15 protein-coding genes are annotated in these 15,629 nt (G+C 70.4%); 13 read left to right on the plus strand and 2 right to left on the minus strand.

The window, feature by feature from the left end; all coding sequences use genetic code 11:
* Positions 1–98: 98 nt before the first annotated feature.
* From F0344_RS06515 to narI, 4 genes are read left to right on the plus strand one after another with little or no spacing between them, the layout of a single operon-like run.
* On the plus strand, positions 99–3,788 hold the full coding sequence (locus F0344_RS06515) for a nitrate reductase subunit alpha (RefSeq protein ID WP_185302541.1): 3,690 nt from the start codon (positions 99–101) through the stop codon (positions 3,786–3,788).
* Positions 3,788–5,470, plus strand: a complete 1,683-nt coding sequence (gene narH / locus F0344_RS06520) for a nitrate reductase subunit beta (RefSeq protein WP_185297871.1) — start codon at positions 3,788–3,790, stop codon at positions 5,468–5,470. Before F0344_RS06515 ends, narH begins: the two co-directional genes overlap by 1 nt.
* Positions 5,467–6,129 carry a nitrate reductase molybdenum cofactor assembly chaperone gene (gene narJ / locus F0344_RS06525; RefSeq protein WP_185297872.1) on the plus strand — a complete coding sequence of 221 codons (663 nt, stop codon included), beginning with the start codon at positions 5,467–5,469 and terminating at the stop codon, positions 6,127–6,129. Before narH ends, narJ begins: the two co-directional genes overlap by 4 nt.
* Positions 6,126–6,896, plus strand: a complete 771-nt coding sequence (narI, locus tag F0344_RS06530; protein ID WP_185297873.1) for a respiratory nitrate reductase subunit gamma — start codon at positions 6,126–6,128, stop codon at positions 6,894–6,896. The genes narJ and narI overlap by 4 nt, the downstream gene beginning before the upstream one ends.
* Before the next feature lie 106 nt (positions 6,897–7,002).
* Here the strand turns inward: narI and F0344_RS06535 are convergent, their stop codons facing one another.
* Complete coding sequence (locus F0344_RS06535; protein ID WP_185297874.1) at positions 7,003–7,401, minus strand: DUF302 domain-containing protein; 399 nt, start codon at positions 7,399–7,401, stop codon at positions 7,003–7,005.
* A gap of 151 nt (positions 7,402–7,552) precedes the next feature.
* Here F0344_RS06535 and F0344_RS06540 point away from each other — a divergent pair, with 151 nt between their 5' ends.
* From F0344_RS06540 to F0344_RS06550, 3 genes are all read left to right on the plus strand, one after another.
* The gene (locus tag F0344_RS06540; RefSeq protein WP_185297875.1) at positions 7,553–8,911 is read left to right on the plus strand and encodes an MBL fold metallo-hydrolase; all 1,359 of its coding nucleotides are present in this window, start codon (positions 7,553–7,555) and stop codon (positions 8,909–8,911) included.
* 62 nt (positions 8,912–8,973) lie between these two features.
* Entirely contained in the window at positions 8,974–9,339 is a 366-nt protein-coding gene (locus F0344_RS06545) for a rhodanese-like domain-containing protein (RefSeq protein ID WP_185297876.1), read from the plus strand.
* Positions 9,336–10,079: a sulfite exporter TauE/SafE family protein gene (locus tag F0344_RS06550; protein WP_185297877.1), complete on the plus strand. Its 744-nt coding sequence runs from the start codon at positions 9,336–9,338 to the stop codon at positions 10,077–10,079. The genes F0344_RS06545 and F0344_RS06550 overlap by 4 nt, the downstream gene beginning before the upstream one ends.
* 20 nt (positions 10,080–10,099) lie before the next feature.
* Here the strand turns inward: F0344_RS06550 and F0344_RS06555 are convergent, their stop codons facing one another.
* Positions 10,100–10,387 carry a metal-sensitive transcriptional regulator gene (locus F0344_RS06555; RefSeq protein ID WP_185297878.1) on the minus strand — a complete coding sequence of 96 codons (288 nt, stop codon included), beginning with the start codon at positions 10,385–10,387 and terminating at the stop codon, positions 10,100–10,102.
* Positions 10,388–10,469: 82 nt separating this feature from the next.
* Between F0344_RS06555 and F0344_RS06560 the strand changes: the two genes are divergently transcribed.
* The 6 genes from F0344_RS06560 to rocD all read left to right on the plus strand — a co-directional run bounded on the left by F0344_RS06560 (position 10,470) and on the right by rocD (position 15,555).
* Positions 10,470–11,045, plus strand: a complete 576-nt coding sequence (locus F0344_RS06560) for a rhodanese-like domain-containing protein (protein WP_185297879.1) — start codon at positions 10,470–10,472, stop codon at positions 11,043–11,045.
* Between the two features lie 185 nt (positions 11,046–11,230).
* Positions 11,231–12,100 carry a universal stress protein gene (locus tag F0344_RS06565; protein WP_185297880.1) on the plus strand — a complete coding sequence of 290 codons (870 nt, stop codon included), beginning with the start codon at positions 11,231–11,233 and terminating at the stop codon, positions 12,098–12,100.
* A 141-nt stretch (positions 12,101–12,241) separates the two neighbouring features.
* Positions 12,242–12,607, plus strand: a complete 366-nt coding sequence (locus tag F0344_RS06570) for an ATP-binding protein (RefSeq protein WP_185302542.1) — start codon at positions 12,242–12,244, stop codon at positions 12,605–12,607.
* A gap of 196 nt (positions 12,608–12,803) precedes the next feature.
* Complete coding sequence (locus tag F0344_RS06575) at positions 12,804–13,331, plus strand: Lrp/AsnC family transcriptional regulator (protein WP_185297881.1); 528 nt, start codon at positions 12,804–12,806, stop codon at positions 13,329–13,331.
* A gap of 173 nt (positions 13,332–13,504) precedes the next feature.
* Entirely contained in the window at positions 13,505–14,299 is a 795-nt protein-coding gene (gene ddaH / locus F0344_RS06580; protein ID WP_185302543.1) for a dimethylargininase, read from the plus strand.
* Positions 14,296–15,555 (plus strand): ornithine--oxo-acid transaminase, encoded by a 1,260-nt coding sequence (gene rocD, locus F0344_RS06585; protein ID WP_258049713.1) that lies wholly within the window; start codon positions 14,296–14,298, stop codon positions 15,553–15,555. Before ddaH ends, rocD begins: the two co-directional genes overlap by 4 nt.
* The last annotated feature ends 74 nt before the right edge of the window (positions 15,556–15,629 follow it).

Consider the following 15,629-nt stretch of genomic DNA (forward strand, 5'->3'; position numbering starts at 1 on the left):
AGTCGTTCGCGGCCGGACTTGATCACAACTCGACGGGCTCACTCGGCCCGGGGCGGAGTGGCACGGTGAGCTCGGAGACCAGGCGGGAACAGGCGGGCATGGACGGCGAGCTGGCGGAAGCGCTGGTGCGCAGTCGCCGCTTCTTCACCCGGGCGGAGGTGTCCAAGGACCTGCGCACCCTGCACAGGACCGGCGGGCGGCAGGCTGACGACTTCTACCGGGACCGCTGGTCGCACGACAAAGTGGTGCGCTCCACGCACGGCGTGAACTGCACGGGGTCCTGTTCGTGGAAGGTGTACGTCAAGGACGGCATCATCACCTGGGAGGCCCAGCAGACCGACTACCCCTCGGTCGGCCCGGACCGTCCCGAGTACGAGCCGCGCGGCTGCCCGCGGGGCGCCGCCTTCTCCTGGTACACCTACTCCCCCACCCGGGTGCGCTACCCCTACGTGCGCGGTGTGCTGCTGCGGATGTACCGGGAGGCGAAGGCCCGTCTCGGTGACCCGGTGGCGGCCTGGGCCGACATCGTCTCCGATCCCGAGCGTTCCCGCCGCTACAAGCGGGCGCGCGGCAGGGGCGGCCTGGTGCGGGCGAGCTGGGACGAGGCGGTGGAGATGATCGCCGCCGCCCACGTGCACACGATCAAGGAGTACGGGCCCGACCGGCTGGCCGGCTTCTCACCGATCCCGGCGATGTCGATGGTCTCCCACGCGGCCGGCGCCCGCTTCTACTCGCTGGTCGGCGGCGCGATGCTGTCGTTCTACGACTGGTACGCCGACCTCCCGGTGGCCTCCCCCCAGGTCTTCGGCGACCAGACCGACGTACCGGAGTCCGGGGACTGGTGGGACGCCGGGTACCTGATCATGTGGGGCTCCAACCTCCCGGTGACCCGTACACCGGACGCGCACTGGATGACGGAGGCCCGCTACCGGGGCCAGAAGGTCGTCGCCGTGTCGCCCGACTACGCGGACAACGTGAAGTTCGCCGACGAGTGGCTCGCGGCCCAGCCGGGCACCGACGGGGCGTTGGCGATGGCCATGGGGCATGTGATCCTCAAGGAGTTCTTCGTCGACCGGGCCACGCCGCACTTCACCGATTACGTCAAGAAGTACACGGATCTGCCCTTCCTGGTCGCTCTCGACGAAGACGAGGGCGAGCCGGGGACGTACCGGCCCGGCAAGTTCCTGACCGCCGCCGACCTCGGCGGCGAGGAGGCAACGGCCGAGCACGCGGATTTCCGCACGGTGCTGTTGGACGCGGACACGGGTCGGCCGGTGGTGCCCAACGGCACGCTGGGCGACCGCTTCGGCGAGTCCGGCGCCGGGAAGTGGAACCTGGACCTCGGCGACACCCGGCCCTCGCTGTCCGCCGCGGGTGGCGACGAGGCACCGGTCTCCGTCGAACTGCCGCGCTTCGACGCCTCCGACGGCGGCGCGGCTCGACTGCGGCGCGGCGTACCGGTGCGGCGGGTCGCCGGACGTCTGGTGACCACGGTGTACGACCTGCTGCTCGCCCAGTACGGGGTCGCTCGCGACGGCCTCCCCGGCCGGTGGCCCACCGGCTACGACGACGCGGAGGAGCCGTACACACCGGCCTGGCAGGCGGCGATCACCGGAGTGGACGCTCAGAAGGCCGCGCGGATCGCGCGGGAGTTCGCCGCCAACGCCGAGGAGTCCGGCGGCCGGTCGATGATCATCATGGGGGCGGGCACCAACCACTGGTTCCACTCCGACACCATCTACCGGGCTTTTCTGACGCTGACGACACTGACCGGCTGCCAGGGAGTCAACGGCGGCGGCTGGGCCCACTACGTCGGCCAGGAGAAGGTCCGTCCGATCACCGGCTACTCGGCGATCGCGACCGCCGCCGACTGGAACCGGCCGGCCCGCCAGATGATCCAGACCGCCTACTGGTACCTGCACGCCGACCAGTTCCGCTACGACCCGTTCTCCGCCGACACCCTCGCGGCGGCCGGTCCGGGCACGGGCGGCCCGTTCGCCGGGAAGACCACGGCGGACGTCATCGCGCAGTCGGCGCGGATGGGCTGGATGCCGTCGTATCCGACCTTCGACCGCAACCCACTCGACCTCGCCGACGAAGCCGACGCCGCGGGCCGCCCGGCCGCCGAGCACATCGTCGACGAGCTGAAGTCCGGGCGCCTGCGGTTCGCGGGCGAGGACCCTGACGCCCCCGAGAACTTCCCACGGGTGCTGACCATCTGGCGGGCCAACCTGCTCGGCTCCTCCGCCAAGGGAAACGAGTACTTCCTCAAGCACCTGCTCGGCACCGACCACGCGGTCCGGGCGGCCGAGGCGCCGCCGGACGCCCGGCCCAGGGACGTCGTGTGGCGGGAAGAGGCCCCCGAGGGCAAGCTCGACCTGCTGCTGACCCTGGACTTCCGCATGACCAGCACGACCGTCTTCTCCGACATCGTCCTGCCCGCCGCGACCTGGTACGAGAAGCACGACCTGTCCAGCACGGACATGCATCCCTTCGTGCACGCCTTCAACCCGGCGATCGCCCCGCCCTGGCAGACCCGCACCGACTGGGACGCCTTCCACACCATCGCCAAGGAGTTCAGCCGCCAGGCCGCCGATCACCTGGGCGTCCGCAAGGACGTGGTCGCCGCCGCACTTCAGCACGACACCCCGGACGAGATGGCCAACCCGCACGGCCGGGTACTCGACTGGAAGGCGGGGGAATGCGAGCCGGTTCCCGGCCGCACCATGCCGAAACTCGTGACGGTGGAACGCGACTACGCGGCCGTCGCCGACAAGATGAGTGCTCTCGGCCCCCTGCTGGACAGCCTGGGCGCAACCACCAAGGGCGTCACCTTCAAGGTCGGCCGCGAGCTGGAGTACCTGCGGCAGAAGAACGGCGTCGTGCGCGGCGGTGCGGCCGACGGACGGCCCTCGATCGCCCGGGACACGCAAGCCTGCGAGGCGATCCTCGCCCTGTCCGGCACCACCAACGGCCACCTCGCCACCCAGGGCTTCACCACGCTCGAAGCCCGCACCGGCACACAGCTCGCGGACCTGGCCGCCGAACACCAGGGCAAGCAGATCACCTTCGCCGACACCCAGGCCGCCCCCGTCCCGGTCATCACGTCCCCGGAGTGGTCCGGTTCGGAGACCGGCGGCCGCCGCTACTCCCCGTTCACCATCAACGTCGAGCGCCTCAAGCCCTGGCACACCCTGACCGGCCGCCAGCACTTCTACCTCGACCACGACTGGATGACCGCACTCGGAGAGCAACTTCCCGTCTACCGTCCACCGTTGGACATGCACGCCCTCTTCGACGAGCCCCGCATCGGCGAGACGGGCGAACTCGGCGTCACCGTGCGCTACCTCACCCCGCACAACAAGTGGTCCATCCACTCCGAGTACCAGGACAACCTGTTCATGCTCTCGCTGTCCCGGGGCGGCCCGACCATCTGGATGAGCACGCAGGACGCGGCGAAGGTCGGCGTGAAGGACAACGACTGGATCGAGGCGGTCAACCGCAACGGCGTGGTCGCCGCCCGCGCCGTCGTCTCGCACCGCATGCCCGAGGGCACGGTCTACATGCACCACGCCCAGGACCGCCTGATCGACGTGCCCCGCACCGAGACCAACGGCCGGCGCGGCGGCATCCACAACTCCCTGACCCGCCTGCTGATCAAACCCAGTCACCTCATCGGCGGCTACGCCCAGCTCTCCTACGCCTTCAACTACCTCGGCCCCACCGGCAACCAGCGCGACGAGGTCACCGTCATCCGCCGCCGCACGAACCAGGAGGTGACGTACTGATGCGCGTCATGGCACAGATGGCGATGGTGATGAACCTCGACAAGTGCATCGGCTGCCACACCTGCTCGGTCACCTGCAAACAGGCGTGGACCAACCGCACCGGCGTCGAGTACGTCTGGTTCAACAACGTCGAGACCCGCCCCGGCCAGGGCTACCCGCGCCGCTACGAGGACCAGGACACCTGGAAGGGCGGCTGGGAACTCAACAAGAAGGGCCGCCTCGCGCTGAAGGCGGGCGGCCGGTTCAAGAAGCTGATCCAGATCTTCTCCAACCCCAAGCTGCCGTCCCTCGACGACTACTACGAGCCCTGGACCTACGACTACGAGACCCTGACCAACGCCCCTCTCCAGGAGCACATTCCCGTCGCCCGGCCCAAGTCCCTGATCAGCGGCAAGGACATGAAGATCTCCTGGTCGGCGAACTGGGACGACGACCTCGGCGGCTCGGCGGCCACCAGCGAGCAGGACGTGCTGCTGAACGAGGTCTCCGAGAAGATCAAGTTCGAGTTCGAGCAGACCTTCATGTTCTACCTGCCGAGGATCTGCGAGCACTGCCTCAACCCGTCCTGCGCCGCCTCCTGCCCCTCCGGCGCGATCTACAAGCGGGAGGAGGACGGCATCGTCCTGGTCGACCAGGACAAGTGCCGCGGCTGGCGGATGTGCGTCACGGGGTGCCCGTACAAGAAGGTGTACTTCAACCACCGCACCGGCAAGGCCGAGAAGTGCACCTTCTGCTTCCCGCGCATCGAGGTGGGCCTGCCCACCGTCTGCTCCGAGACCTGCGTCGGCCGCCTTCGCTACATCGGGCTGGTCCTCTACGACGCCGACAAGGTCCTGGAAGCCGCCTCCACACCCGAGGAGACCGGTCTCTACGAGGCCCAGCGCAACGTCTTCCTCGACCCCGCCGACCCCCGGGTCATCGCCGGAGCCGAGGAGGCGGGCATCCCCCGCGACTGGATCGACGCCGCCCAGCGCTCCCCGATCCATGCCCTGATCAACACCTACAAGGTCGCCCTGCCGCTGCACCCTGAGTACCGGACGATGCCGATGGTCTGGTACATCCCGCCGCTGTCGCCGGTGGTCGACGCCGTGCGTGACACGGGCCGGGACGCCGAGGACCACCAGAACCTCTTCGCGGCCGTCGAGTCCCTGCGCATCCCCGTCGACTACCTCGCCCAGTTGTTCACCGCGGGCGATCCGAAGCCGGTGGACGCGGTCCTGCGTCGCCTGGCGGCCATGCGCTCGTACATGCGCGACATCAACCTCGGCCGCGAGCCGGACGACGCCATCCCCGAGGAGGTCGGGATGACAGGGGAGCAGGTGTACGACATGTACCGGCTTCTGGCGCTGGCCAAGTACGACGAGCGCTACGTCATCCCGTCCGCCCACGCCGAACAGGCCCACAAGCTCGAAGAGCTGGCGACCGAGTGCAGTCTCGACTACGAGGGCGGCCCCGGCATGGGCGGCTCGGGCCCCTTCGGGGAGATGTCCGGCGGTGGCGCCCCGATCGCGGTGGAGAACTTCCACGCCCTGCGTGACCGGCAGACCGCCGACACGTCGGCCACGCCCAGCGACAAGGCCTCCCGGGTCAACCTCCTGAACTGGGACGGCAAGAGCTCTCCGCCCGGCCTGTTCCCGGACAAACCGTCCGGCGACGACGGAGAGACGGAGCCGAAGCCATGAAGAGGAAGAACACCCGCACGGCGCGGACGGAGTCCTGGCTCGCCAACGCGTGGCAGGCCCAGTCCCTGTTGCTCGCCTACCCCGACGAGGAGTACGAGCAGCACCTGACCCTGGCCGCCCGGGTCGCCGCCACCCTGCCGGACCCGGTCGCCCGCCCCCTGCTCGGCTTCGTCGCCCACGCCGGGCAGACCGCCGCTGAGGACCTGGCCACCACCTATGTGGCCACCTTCGACCACCGCAAGCGCTGTTGCCTGTACCTGACGTACTACGCGCACGGCGACACCAGGAAGCGCGGCATCGGCCTGCTGCGGTTGAAGCAGACCTACGCCGCGGCCGGATGGCGCCTGGGCGACGACGAACTGCCCGACCACCTGGCCGTCGTCCTCGAATTCGCCGCCACCGACCCCGCCGCCGGAACGCGCCTGCTCACCGGACATCGCGCCGGCCTGGAACTCCTGCGGCTGGCCCTGAACGACGACGGCTCCCCCTGGGCCCAGGTGCTGGACTCCGTCTCCGCCACCCTGCCCGCCCTCGCCGGCAACGACCGCGAAGCCGTCATGCGCCTCGCCGCCCAGGGCCCGCCCGAGGAGCAGGTCGGCCTCGACCCGTACGCATCCACCGTGTTCCTGCCCGACCCCGTCGTAGGAGGTCCCCGATGACCGCGCCCGCGCAGCCCCTCACCCTGGCGGCGGACGCAGGAACCGGCGGCGTCCTGCTGTGGGTCGCCCTGCCCTACGTCGTCCTCGCGGTGTTCGTGCTCGGCCACCTCTGGCGCTACCGGTACGACAAGTTCGGCTGGACCACCCGCTCCTCCCAGCTCTACGAAAGCCGGCTGCTGCGCATCGGCAGCCCGCTGTTCCACTTCGGAGTCCTCGTCGTCCTGCTCGGCCACATCGGCGGACTGATCATCCCCAAGAGCTGGACCGAAGCGGTCGGCATCAGCGAGCACATGTACCACGTCGGCGCGGTCGTCCTCGGCACCGTCGCGGGCATCGCCACCCTGGGCGGGCTCGCCATCCTGATCTACCGGCGCCGCACCGTGGGCCCCGTCTTCTCCGCCACCACCCGCAACGACAAGGCGATGTACGTCTCCCTGACGGTGACCATCGCGCTCGGCCTGGCCGCCACGGTGGCCGCGAACGTCGTCGGCGGGGGATACGACTACCGCGAGACCATCTCCCCCTGGTTCCGCTCCATCTTCTACCTCCAGCCCGACCCCGCGCTGATGGCCGGAGCCCCGGTGCTCTTCCAGCTCCACGCGATCAGCGCCCTGCTCCTGTTCGCGGCCTGGCCGTTCACCCGGCTCGTGCACATGCTCACCGCACCACTGGGCTACCTGACCCGGCCGTACATCGTCTACCGCAGCCGTGACGCCCAGCTGGGCGCCCGAGCCCCTCATCGTGGCTGGGAACGCACGGGGTCATGAGCGGTCGGCCCCAGGGGGCGAGCCGTATCGGCTCCGGTTCGCGGATCAGCGGGCCGCCGACGCCCAGGGCCTGGCGAGGGCATCGGCGGCCTCTTCCGTATCGCGGTCACGCGTCGGCTTCCCTGAGGGAGGTGAGGGCTGCGTCGAGACGGCGGGTGGCCTCCTCCGCGACGTCGGCCATGGCGTCGAGGCCGGTGAGGGTGACCATGGTGCCGGGGTCGATGGCCTGCACCAGCATGTGGTCTCCGTCGGCGCGGACCACGACGTTGCAGGGAAGCAGGAGCCCGACCGAGCGGTCCACCTCAAGCGCCCGGTGGGCGAGGGGCGGATTACAGGCGCCCAGGATCAGGTACGGCTCCATGTCGTGGTCGAGCTTGGTCTTGAGCGTGGCCTGGACGTCGATCTCCGTCAGGACACCGAAGCCCTGATCCGCCAGGGCCTGGCGGACGGCCTGCACGACCTCCTCGAACGTCCCCTTCAGCTTCACGGTGCGGTCATAGGGCACGGCGTCCCACCTCGTTCCTCTCGTCGCCGACGTCGGCGAGCACGATTCGTACGCAACGGCTAATACACCTCGAAATATACCCCCGGGGGTAAGAATGATACGGTGGACGGCATACCCCGGGGGGTACTTTATATACGAAAGGAGTAGCCCTGTGTTCTTCGTTGACACCATCGAGCTGGAGGGCCTCGGCAACCGCAGCTACCTGGCAGGTGGCGCGCGGGCTGCGGTGGCGGTCGATCCGCCGCGGGACATCGACACCGTCCTGGAGGCCGCCGCCCGGCGGGGAGTGCGTATTTCGCATGTGGTGGAGACGCACATACACAACGACTACGTGACCGGCGGCCTGGAGCTGGCGCGGATCACCGGAGCCACCTATCTGGTTCCGGCCGGTGCGCGTGTCTCGTTCGCCCGGACCGCGGTCGCCGACGGCGACACCGTCGACATCGACGAGACGCTGACCCTGGCAGCCGTGGCGACCCCGGGGCACACACCGCACCACACGGCGTACGTACTGAGCGAAGCCGGCCGGCCCGTCGCGGCCTTCACCGGCGGTTCTCTGCTCATCGGTACGGTCGGCCGACCCGATCTCGTCGAGCCTCGCCTGACCGAGCGGTTGGCGCGCGCCCAGCACGCCTCCGCCCACCGTCTCGCGGACGCCCTGCCCGACGAGACCGCGGTGCTGCCCACCCACGGGTTCGGCAGCTTCTGCTCCTCGGCGCAGGCCGACGGGGACTCCACCACGATCGGCAAGGAGAAGACCGCCAACACGGCCCTCACCGTCGACGTGGACACCTTCGTCGCCGAGCTCCTCGCCGGCCTGGAGGACGTGCCCGCCTACTACGCGCACATGGGCCCCGCCAACGCAGCCGGCCCCGCGCCCGTCGATCTGACCCCGCCCGCGGTCGCCGATCCGGACGAGATCGCCGCCCGGCTCGCGGCAGGAGAGTGGGTGGTGGACCTGCGCAGCCGGATCGCGTTCGCCGAGGGACATGTCGCGGGTTCGTTCAACTTCGAGGCGGACGGCAAGATCGCCACGTACCTGGCCTGGATGATCCCGTGGGGCAAGCCCGTCACCCTGCTCGCCGAGTCGGCCGAGCAGTTGGCCGCCGCCCAGCGCGAGCTGGTCCGCGTCGGCATCGACCGCCCGGCCGCGGCCTCGACCGGCAGGCCCGCCGACTGGCTCCGGGACAACGAGAGCCCCGCGTCGTTCCCTCGCTCCACGTTCGCGGAGCTGGCGGAGCAGGACATGGGCGGGATCGTCGTGCTCGACGTGCGCCGTGACTCCGAACGCGCGGACGGCTGGATCAGGGGATCGGTCCACATCCCGATACACGAGCTGCACGGCCGCACGGACGAGGTGCCCGACGGCACGGTCTGGGTGCACTGCGCCGGCGGCATGCGTGCCGGTATCGCCGCCTCACTGCTGGATGCCGCCGGGCGACAGGTGGTCGCCGTGGACGACGGCTTCGACGCCGCCGACGAGGCCGGACTCGCCATCATCCGCGGCTGACACGAGCAGCGCCCGGCCGGACCGGGCCTGAGCCCCACCCGACAAGAAAGGTGACGTCGACGATGTTCCAGTTCCGTAAGAGCGCGGAGCGCCTGTCCACCGACGAGGCGCGCAGCCGTACGGGCGGCGACAAGCCCGAAGCGGTCCTGCTGGATGTGCGGGAGAAGCCCGAGTGGACAGCCGGACATGCTCCGGGCGCGGTGCACGCACCGCTGACCGGCCTGATCGCGGGCGCCGCCCTTCCGTCCGCGGCACAGGGTCACCCACTGGTGGTGATCTGCCGCAGCGGGCACCGCTCGCAGCAGGCGGCCAAGCTGCTGACCGAGCGGGGCGCGGACGCGGTGGACGTCAAGGGCGGTATGAACGCGTGGGCCGCCGCCGGATTCCCAGTCGTCGATGAGCGCGGGAACAGCGGCTCGATCGCGTGAGCACCCTCGTTCTCGCCCTCCTCGCCGGGGCCGTCATCGGTCTCGCCCTCGGCGCTCTGGGCGGCGGCGGCAGCGTCCTGGCCGTTCCGGCCCTGATCTACCTGCTCGGCTTCTCACCGGCATCAGCCACCACCGCCAGCCTGATCATCGTGACCGCCACGTCGGCCACCGCTCTCTACGCCCACGCGAGGGACGGGAACGTGGCCTGGAAGACGGGCGCGCTGTTCGCCGCGGCGGGCGTCGTCCCGGCCTTCCTCGCCGGAGCCGCCGCAGGCCACCTGCCCGAAGTGGCCCTCACCACGGCGTTCGCGGTCATCGCCGCGGTGGCGGCGCTTGGCATGCTACGGCCATCCAGCATCGAGCCGCCGGACCGTGTACGGCCTGTCAAGGCGGCCGGAGCCGGCGCGGGACTCGGAGTTGTGACCGGGTTCCTCGGCGTGGGGGGTGGGTTCCTCGCCGTACCCGCCCTGGTGAGCGTCCTCGGCCTGCGCATGAAACAGGCCGTGGGCACCAGCCTGCTCGTCATCACCGTCAACTCCCTCGCCGCTCTCACCGCGCGGACGGGAACCGGCGGCGATCTGCGCTGGGAGGTGATCGCGCCCTTCACCGGAGCCGCGATCCTCGGCGCCTGGGACGGTAAGCGCCTCGCGACGAAGATCACCGGTGCGACGCTGCAGAGGATCTTCGCCGGTGTTCTGCTGGCGGTCGCGGCCTTCATGCTCATTGATGTGATTCTCTGACGAGGAAGGCCGCCGGGATATCAGGCCAGGGAGAGGAACAGCTTCTCCAGCCGGCCGCGCATCTCGGCCCCGTCCGCACCGGAACGACGGCCGTCCTCCATCTCGGTCAGACACTGCTGCAGCCCGGTCGCGATGATCGCGAACCCCGCCCGGTCAAGCGCCCGCGAGGCAGCCGCAAGCTGCGTGACGACCTCCTCGCAGTCCCGGCCTTCCTCGATCATCCGGATCACTCCGGAGATCTGACCCTGCGCCCTGCGCAGCCGGTTCAGGACCGCCTTCAGCTCGGCTCCCGCCAGATCAAGCTCCATCTTCACTCCTCATAAATACCCCCAGGGGTAATATACTCCCCCGCTGGGGGCCACCACCGACAGAAAAGGATGACACCCGACGATGAACACCCCCACCACCCTCGCCACCCATGAGGCCCACAACCGCCTGCACGAGCTGACCGTCATCGACGTCCGCACCCCCGGCGAATACGCCGGCGGTCACCTCCCCGGCGCTCTCAACATCCCCCTCGACCAGATCCGGCGGGCCCTTCCCGACATCAGCCACGCCGCCGCCCGCGGTCACGTCCTGGTCGTCTGCGCGTCCGGCGCCCGCTCGGAGAACGCCTGCCGCATCCTCGCAGAGAACGGCATCACCACCGCCACCCTCAGTGGTGGCACCGGGGCCTGGGCCGCCGACGGCCACGACCTGCACCGCCCCCAGGGAAGTGCTCGCGCCACGTGGGGCATGGAGCGCCAGGTCCGCTTCACCGCGGGCACCGTCGTACTCCTCGGTCTGCTCCTCGGCTTCGTCCTCCACCCCGCCTTCCAGATCCTGTCCGCCGGGATCGCTGCCGGGCTGGTCTTCTCCGCCCTCACCAACACCTGCGGCATGGCCGCCGTGCTCGCCAAGCTCCCCCACAACCGGCCCCGCGCCGCCGACCTCGACGACACCCTCGCAGCACTGCGCAACCGCTGACGACGATGGGGCGGTCCCACTGCCCCGGCTCTCCGAGTACGGCTTCTCCCTGCGCCATCAGGGCCGGCGCGCAGCGGTGACCGGGGCCGTTCGGAGGCGGCCAGGGACCAACGGCCCCTGCTGCGGCGTCCCGTGACCGAGGGAAAGTGAGCACATCCGCAGACGACCCGTTACCGGAGGCTCGAATGCCCCGTACCGTAACCGCAGGTACCGACCCTTCGCGCGAGAGTCTCGCGGCGGTGCAATGGGCCGCCGCCGAGGCATCGCGGCGAGGGCTGCCGCTTCGGCTGCTCCACGTCCGGGAGGCCTCGCCGGCGGTGAACGCCTCGCTCACGGGGACCGAGCGGGCGGGTTGGCCCTACGGCGGACCGGAGCTGGCGGCCGAGGCCCTCCGGACCCGGCATCCGGGGCTCGAAGTGGCGGCCGACGACGTTCTCGGCAGGCCGGCCGAAGTCCTCTGCGCGGCGGCGAAGGACCAGGAACTCCTCGTGCTCGGCTCACGAGGCCTGGGCCGACTGGCGGGTTTCCTCCTCGGCTCCGTCTCGCTGTCGGTCATCGCCCGCAGCACCGCACCGGTCGTCCTGGTGCGGGCGGAGGACACCTCGTCCGCCCGGGAGTGGCGGACGTCAGGCGACGTCGTCGTCGGTGTGGACACCTCCCAGCCGTGCGACGCCGTGCTGGAGTTCGCCTTCGCCCACGCCGAACGGCACGGGCTCGCACTGCGGGCGCTGCACAGCTGGCAGCTGCCACCCGTGTACGCCGCAGACCCGACAGGCGCGATGCTGACGGTCCGGACCGAACTGGACAGGCTGACGAACGAGTGGCTGACGGAGGCTCTCGCGCCCTGGCGCGAGAAGTTCCCCGCGGTCGCCGTCACCGAGCGGTGCCGGCTGGGCCACCCCGCGCACGACCTCGTGGAGGCATCGCACGATGCCGGTCTCCTCGTCGTGGGCCGCAGAGAGCGTCGAGCGGGCGCAGGCATGCACATCGGCCCTGTCACACACGCGGTACTGCACCACTCCAAGAACGCGGTCGCCGTGGTACCTCACGCCTGACCAGACGACCAGGCTCCCGCGCGCAACCGGTAAGGCCGACGCCAGGACGAATGCCGTACGGGGCGGACACCCCGCCCCCTCCCTCCGCCGGGGCAGCCGCCTCCGGCCCACGAAAGGCAGGCTGCCCATGCCGCATTCGTGATGTCGGCCAGTCCGCGGTCCGTGCCCCTCCTGCGTCGGCCGGCACAGACGCCGGCCCGCAGTCGGCAACTGTCCGAGACGACCGAGGAGGCACTCACCGTGATCGTCACGGAACTGGCGACCAACGCGGTGCTGCACAGCGGAAGCCCTGACCTCTCGGTGATGTTCGAGGCCGACGACGCGTCGCTGACCGTCACGGTACGTGATGGCGGGCACTGGCGGGCCCGGCCGGCTCCGCGCTGCGAGGGGGCGGACATGGACGCGGCGTTCGGCCGCGGCCTCTCACTGGTCGACGCGTACTCCGTGGACACGTCGGTGCGCCGCTCCGCCGAGGGCACCGTGGTCCGCGCCGTCGTCGCCCTGTGAACCGGGCTGGGCGGCGTGTCGGTTTCCGGCCCGGCGCCCGGTCGGTGCGAAGGCGGGTGCCACCATCGGGGGATGGACATGTCCGCTGTCGGCCTCTCCGCTCGCCTGCGCGGCGGTCCGGTGCGAGTGGCGTGACCGAGCACCACACAGTTCACCGGCCCCCGCCCGGGACAGCACGAGGAGTGGATCGCCCGCCATGACCGCCAAGCGCACGCCGTTCGACGAGCTCGACCGGAAGATCGTCGCGATGCTGATCGAGAACGCCCGGGCGAGTTTCGCCGAGATCGGTACGGTCGTCGGCCTGTCGGCCACCGCCGTCAAACGCCGGGTGGACCGGCTGCGCAAGGACGGTGTGATCACGGGGTTCAGGGCGTCCGTCCGCCCCGCCGCGCTCGGCTGGCGTACGGAGGCGTACATCGAGGTGTACTGCGACAGCGCGGCACCGCCCAGGCGTCTCGCCGAGGTGGCCCGCAAGTACCCGGAGATCGCGGCGGCCATGACGGTGACCGGGGCGGCCGACGCGCTGCTGCACGTCAGAGCCACCGACGTCGGTCATTTCGAGGAGGTGCTGGAGCGCATCCGCAACGAACCCTTCGTCCGCAAGACGATCAGTTACATGGTGCTGTCCCACCTGTTGCCGGAGAGTCCTGAGGCGGGGGCCAGCGAGTCCGCGCCGGGCGCCTACGCCGACGGCCTTCCGGGTGACGCAGCGATCATGCTTTGACGGGACGATGCACGCAGTATTCCTGCGTATGCACGCAGTTCTTCGCTCTTGTCGCGCGTGCCAGAGGCTTTCTACGGTGGAAGCACCCCCGATCGTCACCGCAGGAAGCGGAGGGACCCTCTGTGCGCGCAGGACCTGCTCCGCACATCCGTAGCCGTCCCCGGCGCTACGTCATGTGCGAACCTCGCTACTTCGATGTGCGCTACACCATCAACCCGTGGATGAGCACCGACGATCCGGTCGATCTCACGCTCGCCCGTGACCAGTGGTCGACTCTCGTTCACACGTACCGCGAGCACGGCCACACGGTGGAGACGGTGGCTCCGGTGGAGGGCCTGCCCGACATGGTGTTCGCGGCGAACGCCGCGGTGGTCGTGGACGGCCGGGTCTTCGGCTCCTCCTTCCACGCGCCCGAGCGGCGGCCGGAGTCGTCGGTGTACCAGACCTGGTTCAAGGCGGCCGGATTCGACGTCCACCAGCCCGGTTCGGTCTGCGAGGGCGAGGGAGACCTGGTGCCGGCCGGCCGCTTCGTGCTGGCGGGGACCGGATTCCGTACGCACAGGGCCGCCCACCGCGAGGTGCAGGACTTCTTCGGCAGGCCGGTGATCAGCCTGGATCTGGTTGATTCCCGCTTCTACCACCTGGACACCGCACTGTTCTTCCTCGGCGGGGAGGGGGACGCGTCGCAGGACGGGGACATCGCCTACTACCCGGGGGCGTTCTCCCCCGGCAGCATCGAGGTCCTGCGGCGGCTCTACCCGCGCGCGGTGATCGCCACCGAGGAGGACGCCCTCGCGTTCGGCCTCAACTCGGTATCCGACGGCCGCCACGTCTTCGTCGCTCCGCAGGCGGGCGGCCTCGTCGCTCAGCTCGCCCACCGTGGATACGTCCCCGTCCCCGTCGACCTTTCGGAGTTCCGCAAGGCCGGCGGAGGAATCAAGTGCTGCACCCAGGAGATCCGATCATGACCGGTCCCACCACCCCTGCCCCCTCGTCCTGGCCCGCGTCCGGGTCCGCTTCCGAGACCCGTTCGTCGGCGCGGCTGATCCTCGCCGAGGCCCCGGTGCTCGCGCACAACTACCACCCGTTGCCCGTGGTCGTCGCCCGCGCGGAGGGCACCTGGGTCCAGGACGTCGAGGGCCGCCGGTACCTCGACATGCTGGCCGGCTACTCGGCACTCAACTTCGGGCACCGCCACCCCGCACTCATCGAGGCGGCGCACCGCCAGCTCGACCGGCTCACGCTCACCTCGCGCGCCTTCCACAACGACCAGCTGGTCGGCTTCGCCGAGCGCCTGGCCGCGCTGACCGGCCTCGACATGGTGCTGCCGATGAACACCGGCGCCGAGGCCGTGGAGAGCGCGGTCAAGGTGGCCCGCAAGTGGGCGTACGAGGTCAAGGGCGTCGCACCGGACCGGGCCACGATCATCGTCGCCGACGGCAACTTCCACGGCCGCACGACGACCATCGTGAGCTTCTCGACGGACGAAACGGCACGCGCCGGTTTCGGGCCCTTCACACCGGGCTTCCGTGTCGTCCCGTACAACGACCTCGCCGCGCTGGAGGCAGCCGTGGACGAGACGACGGCGGCCGTGCTGATCGAGCCCATCCAGGGCGAGGCGGGCGTTCTCATCCCCGACGAGGGCTACCTGGCCGGTGTCCGCGAACTGACCCGGCGCACGGGGTGCCTCTTCATCGCCGACGAGATCCAGTCCGGTCTGGGGCGTACGGGGCGGACGCTGGCCGTCGACCACGAGTCGGTGGTGCCGGACATCCTGCTCCTGGGCAAGGCCCTGGGCGGCGGCATCGTTCCGGTCTCCGCGGTGGTCGCCCGCCGTGAGGTGCTCTCCGTGCTGCGGCCCGGCGAGCACGGCTCCACGTTCGGCGGCAACCCGCTGTCGGCGGCGGTCGGTTCGGCGGTGGTCGACCTACTGGCCACCGGCGAGTTCCAGCGGCGGGCCGCCGAGCTCGGCGACGTAATGGACCGAGTCCTGGCCGCGCTCACCGGCGCGGGGGTCACCTCCTACCGGGTCCGTGGGCTCTGGGCGGGTGTGGACATCGATCCCGCGCTCGGTACGGGGCGCCAGATCAGCGAACGGCTCCTCGCCGAAGGCGTACTGGTCAAGGACACGCATGGCTCCACGATCCGGCTGGCGCCGCCGCTGACCATCACGGAGGAGGAACTGCGGTCCGCACTCGGGGCCCTGAAGAAGGTCCTGGGGTAGCCGCGGCCACCGCGGAGCCGGGGTGGCCGGCCGTGGTGTGGAGCCAGGCTGCTCAAGACCGCACGACACGTACT

This window comes from Streptomyces finlayi (genome assembly GCF_014216315.1).
GTDB lineage: Bacteria > Actinomycetota > Actinomycetes > Streptomycetales > Streptomycetaceae > Streptomyces > Streptomyces finlayi_A.